The following is a 19,853-nucleotide window of genomic DNA, read 5'->3' as shown; positions in this document are numbered from 1 at the left end:
TTTGTTGGGTTCAAAAATTTGACCCGTGAAAAATAAGCTACTAATACTTCTAACTCTTTTGGTCATCACAATCCAATCAAAAGGTTTTAATCCTGTTCCACAAGATTCTATTCCCTATTTTAAAAATTCAAGAAACATCCTAAACCCAGGCTTAGGCAAAGAAGTTTTTAGTAGCAAGAACCTAATTATTTTTGGAAGTTTACTTGGTGGTGCTTTCTTGATGGACGAATGGGCCAATGACAGAATTAGGCACAATCAATTTGCTTTTGGCGACAAATACACAAATTTCTTTAATGAATTTGGTGAAAAAAAGATCATTGCACCTTCGATAGTGGCTACATGGGCAATTGGTACAATTATAAAAGACGAAAGACTTTCCAATACAGCACTAAACTCTGCGAAAGCTTTGGTTACCGGAGCAATATTAACTGAAGGAATTAAAATTATTGCAGGTCGTTCTCGTCCTTATCAGATGTATGGCAGTATGCATTTTGATGCTTTTGGGGGAAACGATAACAATAACAAATCTTTTCCGTCCGGGCATTCATTTGTTGCATGGTCTGTGTTTACTCCTTTTGCCGAAGAATACAGCAAATGGATCTATGTAATTCCAGCATCGGTAAGTTTATCCAGAATGTACAGAAACAGACACTGGTTCTCAGATGTTGTTTTAGGCGGAGGAATTGGCTATTTTGCAGGCCTTTATTTTCACAAACGTAAAAATCAGAGAGTATTGTTTAGTGGAAATGGAATTGTAATCAAATTTTAAACAACAACCGAAACAACCTACACAACCAAAAACTTCTTAGTTATGAGTATCACTAAAGTATTTAAAAAATTTCCCAGAACCTTTTGGGTAGCCAACACCATTGAACTTTTCGAACGATGGGCATGGTATGGCTTTTTCATGTTATTTGCCAACTACCTGACAGGATCAACAGATATTGGAGCTCTGGGATTATCGCAAGCACAAAAAGGAATAATTATGGGAGTTGGTACAGGTATTTTATATTTCCTTCCTGTAATTACCGGTGCAATTGCCGACAAATACGGATACAAACGTGTTTTAGGGATTTCATTTGTTGTATATAGTACAGCCTTTATTGCCTTGCCTCTATTTAATACTTTTGCCGGAGTTTTTGCCATGTATCTATATTTGGCATTAGGTGCAGCTTTATTTAAGCCTATTATATCAGCTACGGTAGCAAAAACAACTGATGAAGAAACCTCATCAATTGGCTTTGGAATCTTTTACATGATGGTTAACATTGGTGCCTTTATTGGACCATTGGTAACACTTGCTTATAAAGACAGTGGATACACTACAGTATTTTATATTTCAGCTGGTGTAATCTTAATCAACTTCATCCTGATTCTGTTCTACAAGGAACCTGAAAGAGAAGTGAAACAAGAATCATTAGGAGAAGCAATTGGCAATGTATTTAAGAATATTGCAACAGCAATTAGCGATATTAAATTCGTGATTTTCCTTCTTCTTGTCGCAGCATTCTGGAGTATGTACTATCAATTGTTCTTTACCTTACCGGTATTTATTACACAATGGGTTGATACCTCTTCGATTTACAACTTCTTCGAAGGTTTTATACCAGCAGTAACTGAAACTTATGGTCAAGGTGGTCAAATGGACTCAGAATTTATCGTAAACTTCGATGCCATGTTCATCATCATCTTCCAGATTATCATTTCATCCATTGTTATGAAGCTAAAACCATTGAAGGCTATGATGGGTGGAATTTTAGTTTGTACCATTGGTATGGCATTAACTCTTTACACTCAAAATGTATTGTTTGTAATTACAGCGATCTTTATTTTCTCGATTGGTGAAATGGCCAGTTCTCCAAAAATTACGGAATACATTGGTAGAATTGCGCCAAAAGATAAAGTTGGATTATACATGGGATGTTCATTCTTGCCTGTATTTGCAGGTAGTACTCTTGGTGGTGTAATCTCGGGTAATGTATACGGTAGCATGTCAGATAAGGTAACTCTATTGGTTAAAGAAGTTGAAAAAAGAGGTTTGGATATCCCTGCTATCTCTAAAGATTTTTCTGCTACTGAATATTTTAATAGAGCTGGCGAATTAATGGGTATGAACCAAAGTGAATTGACTCAATTTCTTTGGAATACCTACAATCCAGGTAACATCTGGTATGTGATTTTAGCAATTGGTTTATTTGCCGTAGTTGCACTTTATTTCTACGATAAATTACTATTAAATAAAAAGTCTTAAGAATTACCATCGCAAAATGGTTAACAATTCTTGATCCCGCTTCGGCGGGATTTTTTTATGTCTTTTTCATCAAAATATTATTGAAAAATAAGGCCATCTAGCAGATATTTCATAATTTGGCCTCAATATTCCGTGCAACTGTAGTCACTTTTCTGTGATTTGTTCGTAGTATATACAACCACAACCATTTTTATGCTATCAACCAAGGTATTAATAACGTACTAAGGATTTGTATATGATTAGAATTCTACGCACAAAACTCTATATACTAATTTTTCTTTTAGCTAATGTATTTTCTACATTGGCACAAATTTCTGTTGAGCAATATTACCAAAATGCTGAAGGTAAATCAGGAGAAGAATTAAAAACCACTCTTCACAATATTATTAAATCACAAAAAGTACTTGGATACAGCAGTGGCAATCCAAACGTTTGGGATGCATTAAAACAAACAGATGAAGACCCAAACAATCCGGACAATCTAATTCTAATATATACAGGTAGGAGTGAAAAAAAATCGCGACAAGATGATGGGCAAAGTAACGATCCAGATTCTTGGAACCGAGAACACATTTGGGCAAAATCCTATGGCTTAGGCAATCCATATAACGATCCTGGAGCTGCCACCGATATACATGCTTTACGTCCTGCAGACAGAAGTGTAAATACCGATCGATGGAACAAGTTTTTTGATAATGGAGGAAAGCAGAACTCTGAAGCAACAGGCTGTTATTCCGATGGAGATTCATGGGAACCAAGGGATGAAGTGAAAGGTGATGTTGCCCGAATGATTTTCTACATGACAGTACGTTATGAAGGAACCAATGAAGAACCTGATTGTGAGATGACCAATAACATGAGCCTTTTCAATTCAGGTCAAACTGTTCATGGTCGAAAGTCAACCTTATTGGAATGGCACAAACAAGATCCCGTAAGTGAATGGGAACGTAATCGCAATGAAAAAATCTACGAAATTCAGGGGAATAGAAATCCGTTTATAGACCATCCGGAATATGTCAATTATATTTGGTTAAATGAAAGCCCCGACCAATTCAATATTACTTCAAGTATTCCTGTAAACAACACATCTAATGTGGAGGTGAATGCTGAATTAATAATCAATTTCACTCAGGAGGTATTGCCAGGGGAAGGAAATTTAATCATTCACAACAAGGATGATAATGGCATTTTCGAAACCATTAAAATGAGTAATACTTCATTGGTTACTTTCGATGGCAAAACTGTTAAAATACTTCCTTACAATAATTTTAAGTCTGGAAATAGTTACTATATCAAAATAGAAAGCAATGCCATTAAAAGTAACGATGGGGAATATTTTAAAGGAATAGACAACAATTACAGCTGGGCCTTTTCAACTGGTAATATGGTACTGGACCCTCTTGAAATCATAGCCAGAGTTCCTCTAAATGAAGCTGAAAATGTGAACACTGATATTAAAATCAGCATGGACTTTAATCGTTCTGTAAGTGCCGGAAATAATAGCGATGGATTCAAAATTTACAATTCTGAGAACGAACTGATACAATATTTGGGAGCTGCCAATTCAAGCATTGAATATGATGACAATGTAATTACAATTAGTTTAAGCAACGAATTGGAAGAAGGTGAAAGCTATTACATTTTAATTGATGAAAAGGCTGTGAAGGATGCCAATGGCAATTATTTTATTGGAATTTCGGATAAAACGGAATGGGCTTTTATAACAGATAGATCCACAAGTATAGATGATCATTTTGCCAATGATGCCAACCCAGCTTTCTATCCCAACCCTAGCAGCGGAACCATTTACCTGACAAATCAACAAAATGTAGAAAAAGTTAGGATTATAAACCTAACGGGGAAACCAATTCTGGAAGAAAGCGGACAAACCTCCTTAAGTTTATCCAGCCTGCCAAAAGGCATATACATCCTTACATTTGCCATGAAGGATGGAACAAGAATCTCGAAAAAACTAATCAAGAAATAAGAAAAGCGGTTGAATCATCAACCGCTTTTTCTATGTGGTAACTCACAATTATTAATTGTTTTTTTACTCTTTCCAGGCAGCATCCTTTTTGTCACCGAATACATACTTCACCAATTCAGGATGGTCGATGAATGGGTTACGATTCTTCTGGAAATCGTAGATTATATTGTTTCTTCTGATTTCATAAGGGTCAACTGGATCCAACTCATTCCACTTCAACAAATCATCCAATTTACCCATTCGAGCTTCACTATTTATTACACCACGGTTATCTACTGTAAATCCGTAACGAACTGCCATATAAAAAATAGCACGAGCAACATCGCCTTTAGCGCTTAATGGCGGCTCATAGAAATCCGTATTATATGTTCTTGCTCCATTCACATCAGCAAAGTTTTTATTGCCTCTGGTACTGTTTTCTTTACTGTAAGATGCTCTTAGGTGATGACCATCGGTACCTGCTCCTGGAGATGTTCCAAAGTCTCCATGCGATTTGGCCCAAACATGCTCTCTGTTCCACTCGTCGCTTACACCAGCACTATGATCATTTTTAGCTCTTCCAGTTTCGGTATAAATCTGCCATACTTGCCTTTCATCTGCTGGATTCTGGTCACCTGCTTCGCACATGTCCCAAACATCGTATGATGAACTGCTTGTATACTCCAATTTAATAGCGCCGGTAGAGATAATTTCTTGCAACTCCTCTCTTAAATCATTACCCTTAAGAGTAGATGCAGAGGTATAATAGTTCTTTGGAATTCGTACAGACATCATGTGCTGTCCTTTTTCCACTGTTTTCACATACTCTTTTGGAGTATAATTCACAATAATCTTACCTTCCGAATCTACATTAGGAGTCAAATAGTTCTCTCTATCCGGATTCTTATCATTATCAGGCTGATCTGGTTGTTCGATATCAGTATCTGGAGCTGAATTATCACTACTTCCTGAGTCACAAGAGAACATGAAGAAGTTGAACATTAACAGCAATAATAACAATTGTTTCATTTTCATAATAATTACCCTTTTATATTTTATGACGAAGGGCACTCCTAGGAGTGCCCCTTATAATCTATACTTGAATGGTATTAGTTCATAGTATGAGAACCAAGACCTGAAACAGTATCATTATCTTTCACTTCCCATTCAGAAGTTGTCCATGTAGTATTAGGTCCTGAAACACTTGCCTTTCTAGCTAGAGTGTGATTTGCAGTTGCTCCAGTAACACCTTCAACATCCCATGAGCTACCTGGGTCTTCGCCCTCAACTCCAAATACATCGATTACAGTACCACTTTTTAATAATGCAACAGCGTCATCACCATTAAAATAGGTAGCTGTAGAATAATCAGTTGTAGCTGTAATACCATCAGGTAAAGTCAAAGCTGCAGAAGAATTAGCAATTAAGAAAGTAGCACCATTTGGCAATTTACCACTCAATGGAATATCTGTTGCATCAGCAAACATTTTACCATTTGCACCAACTTTAATTGAATAGTTTGACAAATCAACCTCTGCACCTGTACCATTATAAATTTCCAAATATTTATTATTTGAAGATCCCTCTAAATATTCAGAAATGAATAAATCTGAAGCTCCTGATACTGTATTATCTCCTAAATTAACACCTGGGGTAGTATCTCCACCAGTGTCCCCACCACCTGTGCTATCTCCAAAAACACCAAGATTTGTAAAATCATCCATGTCAGCAACTGTCCACTCGTTAACTGCAGTTGACCAGTCAGGATTCGATTGAGTTGTTTCATTCTTACGAATCAAAGTATGATCTTTTGTTGCTGCAGTTACACCTGCAACATCCCAACCATTCTCAGGTCTTTCTCCTTGCTTACCAATGACATCAATTAAAATCCAATTTTCACCATCTTTCTTAAATAAACCTACGGCATCATCACCATTAAAGTGTACAGGACTTGGGTAAGCTAGCTCTAGGTTCGCTTTAGCTTTGATATCAGCATTTGCAGCATCTGCACAAATTACATAAACCGCGCCTTTTGCCAATGTACCTGACAATTCAATTGCATCACCCCAAGCTTCTCCATTTGGTCCTGAACGTAATGTAAAGTTAGCCAAATCAATATCAGCAGTGCTACCATTGTAAATTTCAATGTATTTGTTATTTGATGATCCTTCTGCATACTCAGAAATAAAAATTTTCTCTACTGCAGTTTGGTCAGTATTTCCTCCACCTGTGCTTTCTCCAAATACACCTAGATTTGTAAAGTCATCCTTGTCAGCAACAGTCCATTCGTTAATGTTAGTTGACCAATCAGGATTTGACTGAGTTGTTTCTAGTTTACGAATTAATGTGTGATCTTTTGTTGCTGCAGTAACTCCTGCAACATCCCAGCCATTTTCTGGCTTCTCACCTTGCTTTCCTACAACATCAATCAATATCCAATTTTCACCATCTTTTTTAAATAAACCTACTGCATCATCACCATTGAAGTGAACAGGGCTAGGATAAGATAATTCTAAGTTTGCTTTTCCTTTAATCTCAGCACTTGCAGCATCAGTACATACTACATATACAGCACCTTTTACCAATGTTCCCGTAAAAGTTGCAGGATCAGTCCATTCACCACCATTAGGAGCTGCACGAAGAGTATAATTCGCTAAATCAATATCTCCTTCAGTACCATTGTAGATCTCGATATATTTATTGTTTGAAGATCCTTCAGCATACTCAGAGATAAATACTTTATCTGTACCAGTAGTAACATCTCCACCTGTTGAAATCTCGAAACGATCTCCAGTCATGTCAACATCTTCTGTAGAACGAATCACCATTTGTTTGTCATTTCCAAATTTGCTCAATACACCAACAATAGTACCTGAACCCTGAGGTAATACTTCATCGTAGAAGTTGCTATAACCACTGTTACGAACAATTAGTTTATTTCCCTTAGGACCAATAAGATCACGGTTCACACTTTTATCTTTCTCTGCATAAGTTAAGTTTCCATCTGCATCAGCAAATTGAGCAGCAGTAATCTTCACCAATGTGCTAACCAATGAATTGTACAAGTCATTGTCTGTAAGTTCCTCAAGAGAAACTTCTTTTGGCTGTAGTTCTACAGGTAGACCATTCAAGAAAATGTGATCTTTAATCAAACCTGGATCAATACCTGCAAGGTTTGTATATTTACCATCCTGATATGTTCCACCTCCAAGTTGGATCAAACCATTGTAATCTCCCATAACCAAGCCTTTCACTTTAATGAATACCTGCTGTCCAGGTTTCATCATTGAAGAAAGACCTTTTTCATTAATTTTTACTTCGATACCACCAGTAGCACCTTCACGGCTATCCTGAACGATGATTTGTTTGTAGAAATTTCCTTCAGTATCGTCAGATACAACGTATCCTTCAATTACTAAATCTTCCTCGATCGTTTCAAACTGACCTGCTGTATGTTTTGCTTTCAAATCAGTAATTGAGGTATTTGAAGTACCTTCATATTTAGGCACCATGATCTCTGGTTGGTCAAAATCATTGTCAACACAAGCTACAAAGCTGGTTGCAAGACCCGCTGTAATTAATGCAGCGTAGAAAAACTTTTTAATGCTCTTCATTATATCTTAGTTTTTATAGATTTTAGATTAAAAACGAACACTTAGGTTCACAAAATAGGTACGACCATAGTAGTAGTACAATTTATCTCCAAAATTACGATCTGAATCTACAGCTGATCTACTCTGTTCGTATCCTCCGGTAACGATATCTGTATCATCCAAAACATTGTTTACACTTGCATTTAAGGAGATGTAGTAATCATGAATCTTCCATGATTTACCAATGTTCAAATCCAAAGTGAAAGCTTCATCAAGCTGACGCTGATTAATCGTAGCATTCCAATTTTCTGATCCTGGAGTCATGCCTTCAACAGCCTTTGATGTTCTTCTTGCAGGATGGAAATCCAAATAGATATCATCGTAATAGTTAGCATTGATACCTGCCCACCAGTATTTAGGAGAAGAATATTTCAAACCTAATGTAGCAGCCGTTTGTGGTGTACCTGGAACATAGAAATTCTTTGCATAAACCGTATTGGTCTCACTAGCCAAATCAATATCCACAGCAACCTCTTTCATTTGAGGTCTTGAGTCGTAAATGTATTGTCCTTTAGATGCTGCGAAAATCGCTGTCAAAGTAGGTGTTAGTTTTGCTTCCACACCAAGTTCAACACCCATATGTTCTTTATTAATACCTGTTAAGATTGCATTTACAAAAGCACTTTGTCCGTTTTGAAAATTACTTGTAAAGTAGTTTCTAACTTCTGTTTGATCTTCGAAACGAGTATAGAATCCTTTAATGCTTGCCTTAACAAATGGAGTACGCAATTGGTAACCTGCGTCGAAAGACATGATTTTTTCTTCCTCCAGGTTGTCAACCCATTTGTTTCTAGTTCTTGCCGATTCAAATGCATTTCTCAAGAAAGGAGCTCTGGTTTGATAAGCTGCATTTGCATTAAAGTAGTTACGCCCGTTTAACTTGTAGGTTAAACCTCCTTTAACACCAAAGTTGGTAAAATCTTTCTTGCTACTTTCGCCAAATGAATTATCAGCAAAAATGGCTTTTCTCATGTTACCTTCTCTCCACATCTTTGTCTGACTCACTTCTGCACCAATGTAACCTTCCCACTGGTTGTACACGAAATCGGTTTGAGCAAAGAATCCTGCTTTTCTCAAATGAACATCGTAATCGAAACCAAAAGTATCACCTTCTTTTACTTTTCTATCAGGATTATTCAAATCATTATCCCTCATTGAAGTTGGAGCATACTTGTCGTAATCCAATAAGTATTGAGCACCTAACAAATCATCCATTTTATTAAAACGACTACCTATATAATAGGTATAATCCAAACCAGCTGTTAAATTCCAGTTGCTGTTAATCTCTTTGGTAAATGTTGTGTTTGCCATCAATTGCTCAGCATCGTAACGATTCTCTTCCACATAGTATTGTGCATTAGGATCGTTGCTGTTCACCTGGTACATTCTATCCCAATCGATGTGACGAACTTTTGGATCAGTTTTCCAAAGCCTTGCAACTTCTTCTGGATTTGCAGAGTTACTTGGTAACTTATTGTAGTAGTCCGGACGTGGATCAGGAGCATTAAACCATCCTAACCTGGTGCTACCATTACGTCCAAAAGTATATGAAACACCTGTTTTCAGATTGGATTTCTCGTTGATTTTCCAATCATGATTCAACAAGAAAACTGGTTGGTGAGACTTACTCACTCTCGAGTTTCTTTTTTCACCATTCTGATATCCCCAATATGGGTTGTAGTAGTTATCGTCAACAAGATCGTAAACCTCCTGAGTTGATGCGCCACCTTTACCTCTTTCGCTAGGAGCAGCAAATACTGTTAGGTTTAAGCTGTGATTGTCATTCAATTGCTTGTAAGCAGATAAGAAATAGCTGTAAGCATCGTAAAAAGTTGCATCAACATATCCTTCATCACCCCAACGACGAGATCCAGATACTGTAAATGCCCAACCATTCTCCATTAATCCTGTTGAATGTGTAGCCATTACACGATTACTGTAGCTTTTGTTTGAACGAGAGTAAACCAATTTGGTTCCTACTCTTTGATCGATTGCCTTGGTATTGATATTGGTAGTACCACCAATACCTCCAAAACCAAATCCATTAGCACCCAAACCATATTGAATTTCCTGGTTACGAGTAGCATCGTTTAAACCACCCCACTTGTACCAGTATCCTCTACCATTCTCCATGTCATTCATCAGCATTCCGTTCATACGGATGCTGGTATTGTCAGTACTGTATCCACGAGTTTTGAATCGTAACTGACTGAAGACATAACCTGCATTCGAAACAAATACATCTTTAGAACTTGCCAACAAGCCAGAGATGTTCTCTTTCGAACCTTCATCATCTAATTCTTCATCGGTTAAGGAAGAAAAGTCAAAATCCTTTAAGGATTGACTTAAAGCGCTTGGCACCAATTCAACCACCTTAAGGTCAATTGTGCTTCCTGCGACAACATTTACAGCCATCGACACGCTTTTAAAATCTTGTAAAATAAACTCCAACAAGTGTTTACCTTGCGGAACTTCAGAGATCAGAAAATTACCCTCAGTATCGGTGAAAGTACTTAAATTGGTACCCAATACTTCAACCTTTACCTGAGATAGATAATTTCTGTCTACAGAGTTTCTCACCTTACCACTTACATTCCCGGTTTGGGCATGTAATGCAAAAGATGAAATTACTCCCATTAGTAGAAACAGAAGAATCTTTTTCATGAAAATAAAAAATTTGATTAGTACAGTTAGGCATTCGAAAGCTACCTACCTCTCCCCTGGTAAAAGCAAATTCCAAAAGCCATAAATTTGCTTTCAACGAAGTATTTGTTGAGGGACTATAAAATGGTGTGTCTTACGATTGCAAAACTAATAATATAAATTACAATCTCATATTAAGAATTGGTTAATTTGATTAAGTAATGCAATATCAGCTGCTAATGATCCATTTCAGGCCATAACTTTTGACTAACAGTTACATATTAAAGATTAATGTAGCTTGAAGTAATTATTAAGACGAATAATTAATGTTTTATCCTCATGTGATTTTGTACTAAAACCAAGATGTCATACGAATGCAAATATCCTTTTATTCTCTCCTAATTCATTCCGCTTTTTTAATCCCTAAAAAAGCTTTAATATTGCAACGCAATTCGTTGCCAACCATTTTGACTGTAAAATCAATCTATTCTCCCCGATTGATTGGGATAGTTTCCATTCCCTTGTTTTATATAGAAATTTAGAATTAAACTATTGCAGAGCATTTTCTGCCATAATTACAGAATTCACATGATACGAATGAGAACAATAGCAGCCTTATTATTGGCTTTTTTAATGGTTTCATCTGGTGAGTCGTTCGCACAAAAGAAGGATTACCAAGTGGCCTGCGTAGGTTTTTACAATCTGGAGAACCTTTTCGATACAATTGACGATCCAAACAAGCGTGATGAAGAATACCTACCGGAAGGAAAAAGAAAATGGAGCAAAACCAGATACGAAGACAAGCTTTTTAATATGGCTCATATCATTTCTCTAATGGGAAAAGATGGCGTACAAGAGGGAGTATCAATTCTTGGTGTTTCAGAGATTGAAAACCGTGGAGTACTGGAAGATTTGGTAAAACAGTCTCCAATTAAAAACAGAAACTACCAAATTGCACATTTCGAATCGCCTGATAAGCGTGGTATTGATGTGGGTTTGTTGTACAATCCGAAGCATTTTAAACTTTTAGATCAGAAAAAATACAAATACCAACCGCTTAAAGAAAACGGAGATACACTGTACACTCGTGATCAGTTGTTGGTAAGTGGATTATTGTTTGGTGATAAAGTACATGTAATTGTAAATCACTGGCCATCGCGATATGGAGGTGAAAAGAAAAGCCGTCCTAATAGAAACGGTGCTGCTGCAGTTACTCGTTCCATTGCTGATTCACTTCTAAAAGATGATGCCAACGCAAAAATCTTTATCATGGGCGATTTAAACGACGATCCGATTAACGAAAGTGTGAAGAAAGTAATTGGTACCAAAGCAAACAAAAAGAAGGTACAAGGAGGTTTATTCTATAATCCTTGGGAAAATCTATACAAAAATGGGATTGGAACCCTTGCCTACCGCGATAGCTGGAATTTGTTCGACCAAATTCTTCTTTCAAATCCATTGGTACACACAAAGAGTGGATTTACTTATCTGAAATCAGAAATATTAAGAGAGAAATTCATGTTTACCGAAAGTGGTCCTTATAAGGGATATCCGAAAAGAACTTTTTCATTTGACAACTACGTAGGTGGTTATAGCGATCACCTGCCAGTGTTTGTTTATCTTGTAAAAGAGAAATAAAAACACTGATAATATTTTTAGGAAGGCTGAATCTGTAGTGGGTTCAGCCTTTTTTGTGAAAACTTATACTTTCGTATTTCAACTGCTCAAGCCGCAGGGGCTCTTCCTTTTTCCATCAATGGAAAAGGAAGCTGCCGAACAAAGTGAGACTATGAGCACCCGAAATAGTATTTTGCAAATTAAATCTACGATTTCACTTCTAAATAATTTCATGGGAGACCACCATTAATAGCTATGGCAACTTGCCATTAGTAGCTATTGGATATCGCCATTAATACTTATGGGGGTCTCCCACTAGTGCTTGTGGGAGTATCCAACAAAAAAGCCGGATACGAAAACTAGTACCCGGACTCTATATGTATTGTTTTCCAACTATTATTCAACAATTAACACATGCTCAAATTGCGTTTTCCTTGGCTCTTTTAAAAGTAAATTGCTTGATGAATATTGCGTAACAATCTCCAACACATAATTTCCCGCACTTAATACAGGAACCATTACCATCAGTTGCTTTGGTTCGTTGGATATGATCTGATCGCACTTGTGGCGTGTATCATCAGATTGATTGATAAGGTAAACACCCACGGAAGCATCATCTCCAACAATTTTAAGGCGATTTCCTTTCACAATAATTACATTATTAGGAGTGATGTTACTGTCTTCCTTCTCGCTTAAGCTATCAATTACTTTTCCTACCACAGGCTCGCTGGTTAGGGTTCCAACAATTTCCACCTGTGTTTTCTTAAGTTCAGCCCTCAATTCATTACTAGAGGTAAAAGAAGCAATTAGGCGATGTTCATCAGGATTAAATCTATCGGTAGCTCCATTAAAAACTCCATTCACCGTAATGTGACTATAAAACACTCCTGTATTCACATTATAGCCTTGCGCTATCTTTTCAATAATAACTTGATTGCTGCGCGAAAGGATATCAATAATGGTTGCCTCGTTGTGCTCGGATCCCCCTTTAATAATCTCCTTGGCAATATCCTCAATTTTTATGTTCCCCATTGGCTTTACCCGGGCATAATAATCATTAGGTCTCGGCGTTAAAATATTGTCTTGTAACCATAAATTTATTTTACTCATAACATTAAATTTAAGTGATTTGATTAATATTTATTTAACACCAAACAAGTTCCTACAGTTTGCATACAATGTCAAGGATATTTATTATGTCATTAAACACAGATTTCTACACAATAAGCTTCTCATTAATACGTTATTGGGGTTTATTATAGGATATAAAAAAGCCGGACCCAAATGGATCCGGCTTTTATATCAATTGAAATTTTTTCTTAGAAGTTAACTTTAAATCCTAAGTTAAAGTTTCTCTTCCATCCTTTGAATCCAACGAATGATTCTTTGTCATGATTTCTTCCATCAAAACCTTCAGCCATGTAATCCTTATCCAATACATTGTATGCATTTAGAACTATTCTTGACTTTAATCCTTTAATTTCGAAGTTATATGAAAGTGTTAAATCTAATACATCATACGAAGGAAGCTTCCATGATTGCTCACGATCCGCATCTTTACCTTCGTTGATAATTCTATCCTTCACATCGAAGTTAGCATATAGGTCTGCGTAGTAAACCCAGTTTGCATTCAAATTAAAGTTCTCCAGGAATTTATAATTTAACGCAAACCCAACTTGCGTTTGAGGTGCATCAGCAACTTTCAAATCTTTAGTTGCAACAGTTACACCTTGCTGAACCAATTGTTGTTGATCGTCATACAAATCTGTAGAAACATCTTTGTCATAGTACCAGTCACCAACAGAAACCTGTGATTGAATATCCAGATTTTTGACAACTTGTAATTTAGCTTCCAACTCAACTCCGGTGTGAATTTCAGATACGTTGTTGTAGTTTACATTATAACTATCACCAGAAGCATCTCTATAAGTAGCACCCAAGAAACGATCTTTCCACTTGGTGTAGTAAGCATTCAAGTTCAATACTAAGTTCTTAGATTTAAATCCATAACCAAACTCAAAAGCAGATACTTTTTCATTGGTTAAATCAGGGTTTAAGTCATTTTTGTAATTCAAGAATACCGCATCAATGGTCGGAGCTTTTGAGTAGTAACCAGCATTTGCAAATACATTGTGCTTTTCGTCAATATTGTAGTTGATACCAGCCTTACCATTGTAACCAAAAACTCTTTCGGTATCACTAGTTTCAGGAACTCTGTTACCTTCAGTATCTTTATAGTTAAAGTAATCTTTTCTCTTGTACCAAGTATCAGAAATAGTACCAGCAATAAATGTAGACAAGTTGTTTTTAGAATACTCAATTTGAGTAAATGCACCAACATAGGTTACGAATGCATCATTATAATAGTCAATCTTATCATCTTTCTTAGCTCTTGCATTTCCTGATTTGAATGAATCATCCCAAAACTTAGCTCCTAAAAGATCTTTTACCTCTCTATAGTGTTCACCTTTGTAGTAACGACCATCTACACCAGAGATCAATTTGAAGTTGTCATTTAGGTCATGATTTAAAGTTGACAATAAACCTACCCATTTGTGGTTGTTCATTGAGTTTCTTAGAATCATTTCAGCACCTTCATCAGCTAAACCATTTGCACGGTTAGCATTCCAGATCTCATCGTAATTCTGTTGTCCGTTATCATTCAATTTAGGACCATACTGCCAAGTTCCTTTGTATTTCCCAAGATAACCTGAACCTCCACCAGTTCCAATTGAAGCGTAAGCCGATGTTGCCAAATTGGTTCTGTCATTAATGGTCCAGTACCAAGTTAAACCAGCTTGTGGCTTATGATAGAAGTTCTCTTTCTCGTTAATGCGTTCACCTTTTAAGTAACCCCAGTTCTTATTATAAGTAGTTCCATATTTTTCAAACTGCTCGTATGAAAGCATGTCGTACTTGCTACCTGGTCTTTGTCCGTGTTCCTGAGGAGCACCACTTACTGTGAATACCAATTTATGCTTATCACCAAAGTTTTTGCTTACAGTTAAAAAGTATGACCAAGCATCTGCCCAAGTTTCATCGATATACCCTTCACCCTCGGTTCTAGAACCTATAAAAGTAACAGCCATACCATTTGACATTAAACCAGTATTTAAGCCTAACTTGTACTTTCTAATTCCGAAATCAGTAGTAGAAATCTCAGCGAAACCTCCTTTTTTAGCTTCAGAAGCTTTAGTTAAAATGTTTAAAGTACCACCAACAGAGTTAATCGCCAATTTTGAAGCTCCAAGACCTCTTTGCACCTGCATTGATCTTGTTGCATCTGACAAACCTGCCCAGTTAGACCAGTAAACACGTCCGTTTTCCATGTCATTTACTGGAATACCGTTAATCATTACAGCTACATTCTCTTGAGAAAAACCACGAACATTAATACGAGAATCTCCAATACCACCACCTTGTTTAGTAGCGTATACACCTGGAGTCATTTTCATGATTTCAGGAAACTCCTGACTACCCAATTGAGTTTCAATTTTCTCTGCAGAAATTGTAGAAACAGCAACCGGAGTTTTTCTTTGAATAGCAACTGATGCTAAAACACTTACTTCTTTCAAACCAACAGCGTCAGACTCAAGCTTAATGGTACCTAAATCCTGAGCTCCCGATAAAGCGATTTCCTTATCAAGGAAACCTACGAAGCTAACTACAATTTTTGATGCTCCTTGAGGCACTTGCAAAGCAAAAGAACCATCAAAACCTGAAACTGTACCAGAAGCGGTTCCTGATACGACAATTGAAGCTCCTGGTAAACTTTCACCAGAACCTCCATCTACGACTACACCTTTTACGGTGGTTTGAGCAATAGCTGCAACGGACAGCATCAATACAGCTGCCATTGTCAAAATACTTCTCATTACATTTTTCATAAAATGAATTGTTAGGTTAGTAATAGTGTAGCAAAATTGCTACAAAATCATCTCACATTCCTTGGAGTAAAGAATTACAAAAATGGTTCGTTTAAAACTTATTAACAAATAATCAACAATCATTTATTTAAGGTTCATCCAATAAAATTAATAGTTCGTCTAAAAAACATTTTGATTATTAAAAATCGAGGCATCTTTTTCTAAAAAACTAATATTTAATATCAAATTATAAGTTCATAACTTTTAAAATTTAGGATGCGGAAGATAATGTTTTTCAATCATTTCACACAATCCCAACACCACTAAGTTTTTAATTTAAAAGCAAATACCCCTATTCCTATAAAACAAATTAATTCTTGAATTCGTCAATAATTCTGCGAAGGTACAGTTTTTTCCTTTTATCACAGCTTTAATTGATTTGATTCTAAATTACATTCTCTCGTTTTTAAAGAGTAGCAAATCTATCTGTAAAAATCCAAACATCATATTAAGTTAATTTTAATAAAGCAATAAGTTAAAGGGTTAATTTTTTCAAACTTTAAATTATTCCATCTAAATAGATTGATTCACAAAAATAAACCGTACTTTTGCAGCCGCATTTTTAGCAGCGCAATCGATTCTGCCACAATTAATTCACAAATTTTGTGTGCAGATCTTGACATTTACAAGGAGAAGCTTTACAATGAAAGCAGCCTTTTTCAATAATATTGATTGATTTTTAAGACACAGAGTCATAAAGAAGATACGAGATGAAGAAACTAAGAAACATTGCGATTATCGCTCACGTTGACCATGGAAAAACCACTTTGGTTGATAAAATGATAATGCACAGTAACATTTTCAGAAAGAATGAAAATCCGGGAGACCTTATTCTTGACAATAACGACCTGGAAAGAGAGAGAGGTATTACCATTTTGTCGAAAAACGTATCTCTTGAATACAATGATGTAAAAATTAACATTATTGACACCCCTGGTCACTCTGACTTTGGTGGAGAGGTTGAGCGTGTTTTGAATATGGCCGATGGAGTACTTTTGTTGGTGGATGCCTTTGAAGGAACTATGCCTCAAACTCGTTTCGTATTATCTAAAGCACTTGCATTAGGTTTGAAACCAGTAGTAGTCGTAAACAAAGTTGACAAACCAAACTGTCGTCCTGAAGAAGTACAAGAACAAGTTTTTGAACTAATGTTCAATCTTGAAGCTACGGAAGAACAGCTTGATTTCCCAACCATTTATGGTTCTGCTAAAGAAGGTTGGATGTCAAAAGATTGGAAAACTCCAACCAACGACATTACTGCAATTCTTGATGCAATTATCGAATACATACCAGAGCCAAAAGTTTTGGAAGGAACACCTCAAATGCTTATTACATCTCTTGACTTCTCGAACTATGTTGGCCGTATCGCCGTAGGTAGAGTTCATCGTGGAGAATTAAAAGAAGGTATGAATGTTAGCCTTGCCAAACGTGATGGTAGCATTAAAAAATCTCGCATAAAGGAATTACACGTATTTACCGGTTTAGGTAAAGAAAGAGTATCAAGTGTAAAATCGGGTGAACTTTGTGCTTTAGTAGGTATTGATGGCTTTGATATTGGAGATTCAATTTGTGATATTGAAAATCCTGAACCATTAGATCCAATTGCAATCGATGAGCCAACAATGAGTATGTTGTTTACTATTAACAACTCCCCATTTTACGGTCAGGATGGTAAATATGTAACTTCCCGTCACTTGATCGATCGTTTAGAATTAGAATTAGAAAAGAATTTGGCTTTACGCGTTGTTCCAACCGATTCGGCCGATTCATACAATGTATTTGGTCGTGGCGTACTTCACTTGTCTGTATTGATAGAGACTATGAGACGTGAAGGTTACGAACTTCAGGTTGGACAGCCACAGGTAATTATTAAAGATATAGCTGGTGAAAAATGTGAACCAGTGGAGATTCTATACATCGATCTTCCAGAAGATGTATCAGGAAAAGCCATCGAATTAATTACTCAGCGTAAAGGTGAAATGTTAACCATGGAACGTAAGGCTGATCGTATTCACCTTGAATTCCACATTCCATCGCGAGGAATTATTGGCTTAAGAAACCAGATTTTGACTGCAACTGCAGGTGAAGCTGTAATGTCGCATCGTTTTCACGAATATCAAGCATTCAAAGGTGAAATTCCAGGACGTATTAATGGTTCATTAATTGCTATGGAAACAGGTACTACATTTGCATATGCATTGGGTAAACTACAGGATCGTGGTAGATTCTTCGTAGCTCCGCAAACCGAAATTTATAAAGGTCAGGTTGTGGGTGAAAATACTCGTGCTGGTGATTTAGATATCAATGTTACCAAAACAAAGAAGCTAACCAACATGCGTACTTCAGGTACTGATGATAAGATTAGATTGGCTCCTCCAGTAATTTTCTCATTAGAAGAAGCTTTAGAGTATATTCAAGGTGATGAATATGTTGAAGTAACGCCAAATAACATCAGACTTCGTAAGATCTTACTTTCTGAACACGACAGAAAAAGAGCTTCGAAAGAATAAGTAAACGACATAATTCATTTACGCCGATATAATATTAAAAGAGCAACTGTTTTTTAACGGTTGCTCTTTATTGTTATAATAACTTTATTCTATTCTGATACAATTTGCGGGACATATTTCTGCAGCCTTCTGATTTTGCTCCAGCTCATCATCGAAAATATCAAGTACAAATTCGTTATTTATAAGGTTTGCTCCCAATAAATCACACTTCCCGTCTCTCTCATTCATAAGCCAAAAACCAGGCGCCACCCCTACACAATATGCACATCCAATGCACTTACTTCTTCTTTGATACACCTGTTTCATCCTCACAAAATTACTGGTTTAATAAAAAATTAAGAGAATTTCAAATATAGTATAAAATATCTTTAATTTTTTTTGTATTGATTTACAAGTATTTATGTGTTTTTCTTGAAAATATCCAGTACTATGTATTGCATATTACCTTTTTTTATCTGTATATTTGTAATACAAACTTATATGTTAGAGATAGTATTATAAAAACCTACAACAATGAAACCCTTATTAAAAGACAAAATATTGAGAATCTCATTTCTGATATTAACAGTAACAGCATTCTCCTTAGAGTCAAAGGCTCAATTGTTAACAATTGATAAATTTCTAGTGCCATTTTTTAAAATCGAATGCAATAATGGTGGTAAATCTCCTGCAGATGAAATAACCAATGAAAAAGGATATCTAGATAATGGAATCTTGATCTTTAAAGAAAATCTTAAAGTTTGTAAGGACATCGTATCCGGAAATATGGAAGATTATAACAATCCAAAACTAAATATGGATACATCAATAAGGTGTAAAGTTTATAAGGATACAATCACTGTAAAACAAAACTCAACTATAGTAACAGCAAAAAAGAAAAGGTCTAAAAACTTCAGAAATTTCCCTGGTAACATTAGATCTGCAATTTAATCAATATAAATATTCCAAGTATGAAAATAGAAAACACAAAAGCCCAAATGCGAAAAGGAGTGCTGGAATATTGTATTCTTTCCATTCTCTCAAAAAGTGATGCCTATGCATCAGACATCATTAAGGAACTTAAAGAAGCCAAAATGATTGTAGTGGAAGGGACACTTTATCCCTTACTAACCAGGCTAAAAAATGCCGGTTTATTAAGCTACCGATGGGAAGAGTCGACACAAGGACCTCCAAGAAAGTATTACACAAGTACAGAAGTAGGCAATGAATTTTTAAAGGAACTTGATGGTTCATGGCAAGAATTGGTTGATGCCGTAAATACGATTAAAAAGTAAGTCCAAAAACTGT

The 19,853-nt window shown here is 36.2% G+C and carries 13 protein-coding genes; 7 read left to right on the top strand and 6 right to left on the bottom strand.

Features of this window, described 5'->3' with window-relative positions; all coding sequences use genetic code 11:
* The first annotated feature begins 25 nt into the window (after window positions 1–25).
* The 3 genes from JCM15579_RS03120 to JCM15579_RS03110 all read left to right on the top strand — a co-directional run bounded on the left by JCM15579_RS03120 (window position 26) and on the right by JCM15579_RS03110 (window position 4,238).
* A complete protein-coding gene (locus tag JCM15579_RS03120; protein ID WP_054715583.1) occupies window positions 26–769 on the top strand; it encodes a phosphatase PAP2 family protein in 744 nt (247 codons plus the stop codon).
* A gap of 42 nt (window positions 770–811) precedes the next feature.
* A complete protein-coding gene (locus tag JCM15579_RS03115) occupies window positions 812–2,251 on the top strand; it encodes an MFS transporter (RefSeq protein ID WP_054715581.1) in 1,440 nt (479 codons plus the stop codon).
* 235 nt (window positions 2,252–2,486) lie between these two features.
* Window positions 2,487–4,238 carry an endonuclease gene (locus JCM15579_RS03110; protein WP_054715579.1) on the top strand — a complete coding sequence of 584 codons (1,752 nt, stop codon included), beginning with the start codon at window positions 2,487–2,489 and terminating at the stop codon, window positions 4,236–4,238.
* A 63-nt stretch (window positions 4,239–4,301) separates the two neighbouring features.
* Here JCM15579_RS03110 and JCM15579_RS03105 read toward each other — a convergent pair whose 3' ends face one another.
* The 3 genes from JCM15579_RS03105 to JCM15579_RS03095 form a co-directional block, all read right to left on the bottom strand.
* Complete coding sequence (locus JCM15579_RS03105) at window positions 4,302–5,252, bottom strand: endonuclease I family protein (protein WP_054715576.1); 951 nt, start codon at window positions 5,250–5,252, stop codon at window positions 4,302–4,304.
* Between the two features lie 74 nt (window positions 5,253–5,326).
* A complete protein-coding gene (locus JCM15579_RS03100) occupies window positions 5,327–7,831 on the bottom strand; it encodes a DUF5689 domain-containing protein (RefSeq protein WP_054715574.1) in 2,505 nt (834 codons plus the stop codon).
* 27 nt (window positions 7,832–7,858) lie between these two features.
* Window positions 7,859–10,534 (bottom strand): carboxypeptidase-like regulatory domain-containing protein, encoded by a 2,676-nt coding sequence (locus JCM15579_RS03095; RefSeq protein WP_054715572.1) that lies wholly within the window; start codon window positions 10,532–10,534, stop codon window positions 7,859–7,861.
* Window positions 10,535–11,110: 576 nt separating this feature from the next.
* On the opposite strand from JCM15579_RS03095, the gene JCM15579_RS03090 reads away from it, so the two are divergent.
* Window positions 11,111–12,151, top strand: coding sequence for an endonuclease/exonuclease/phosphatase family protein (locus tag JCM15579_RS03090; protein WP_172677350.1), 1,041 nt, complete (start codon window positions 11,111–11,113; stop codon window positions 12,149–12,151).
* Window positions 12,152–12,526: 375 nt separating this feature from the next.
* Here the strand turns inward: JCM15579_RS03090 and JCM15579_RS03085 are convergent, their stop codons facing one another.
* Both JCM15579_RS03085 and JCM15579_RS03080 read right to left on the bottom strand, forming a co-directional pair.
* Window positions 12,527–13,240, bottom strand: a complete 714-nt coding sequence (locus JCM15579_RS03085; protein ID WP_054715569.1) for a DNA-binding domain-containing protein — start codon at window positions 13,238–13,240, stop codon at window positions 12,527–12,529.
* A 209-nt stretch (window positions 13,241–13,449) separates the two neighbouring features.
* Complete coding sequence (locus tag JCM15579_RS03080) at window positions 13,450–16,017, bottom strand: TonB-dependent receptor (RefSeq protein WP_054715565.1); 2,568 nt, start codon at window positions 16,015–16,017, stop codon at window positions 13,450–13,452.
* A 749-nt stretch (window positions 16,018–16,766) separates the two neighbouring features.
* Here JCM15579_RS03080 and typA point away from each other — a divergent pair.
* A complete protein-coding gene (typA, locus tag JCM15579_RS03075) occupies window positions 16,767–18,566 on the top strand; it encodes a translational GTPase TypA (RefSeq protein WP_054715561.1) in 1,800 nt (599 codons plus the stop codon).
* 84 nt (window positions 18,567–18,650) lie between these two features.
* On the opposite strand, the gene JCM15579_RS03070 is transcribed toward typA, so the two are convergent.
* The gene (locus JCM15579_RS03070) at window positions 18,651–18,872 is read right to left on the bottom strand and encodes a ferredoxin (protein WP_054715558.1); all 222 of its coding nucleotides are present in this window, start codon (window positions 18,870–18,872) and stop codon (window positions 18,651–18,653) included.
* A 207-nt stretch (window positions 18,873–19,079) separates the two neighbouring features.
* Here JCM15579_RS03070 and JCM15579_RS03065 point away from each other — a divergent pair, with 207 nt between their 5' ends.
* Window positions 19,080–19,496 carry a hypothetical protein gene (locus tag JCM15579_RS03065; protein ID WP_054715555.1) on the top strand — a complete coding sequence of 139 codons (417 nt, stop codon included), beginning with the start codon at window positions 19,080–19,082 and terminating at the stop codon, window positions 19,494–19,496.
* 20 nt (window positions 19,497–19,516) lie between these two features.
* Window positions 19,517–19,840 (top strand): PadR family transcriptional regulator, encoded by a 324-nt coding sequence (locus JCM15579_RS03060; protein ID WP_054715551.1) that lies wholly within the window; start codon window positions 19,517–19,519, stop codon window positions 19,838–19,840.
* Window positions 19,841–19,853: the final 13 nt, after the last annotated feature.

The sequence above is a fragment of the Marinifilum fragile JCM 15579 genome (assembly GCF_001310955.1).
GTDB classification, from domain to species: domain Bacteria; phylum Bacteroidota; class Bacteroidia; order Bacteroidales; family Marinifilaceae; genus Marinifilum; species Marinifilum fragile.
Note: the sequence above shows the minus strand (reverse complement) of the source record. Positions and strands in the feature narration are given on the sequence as shown.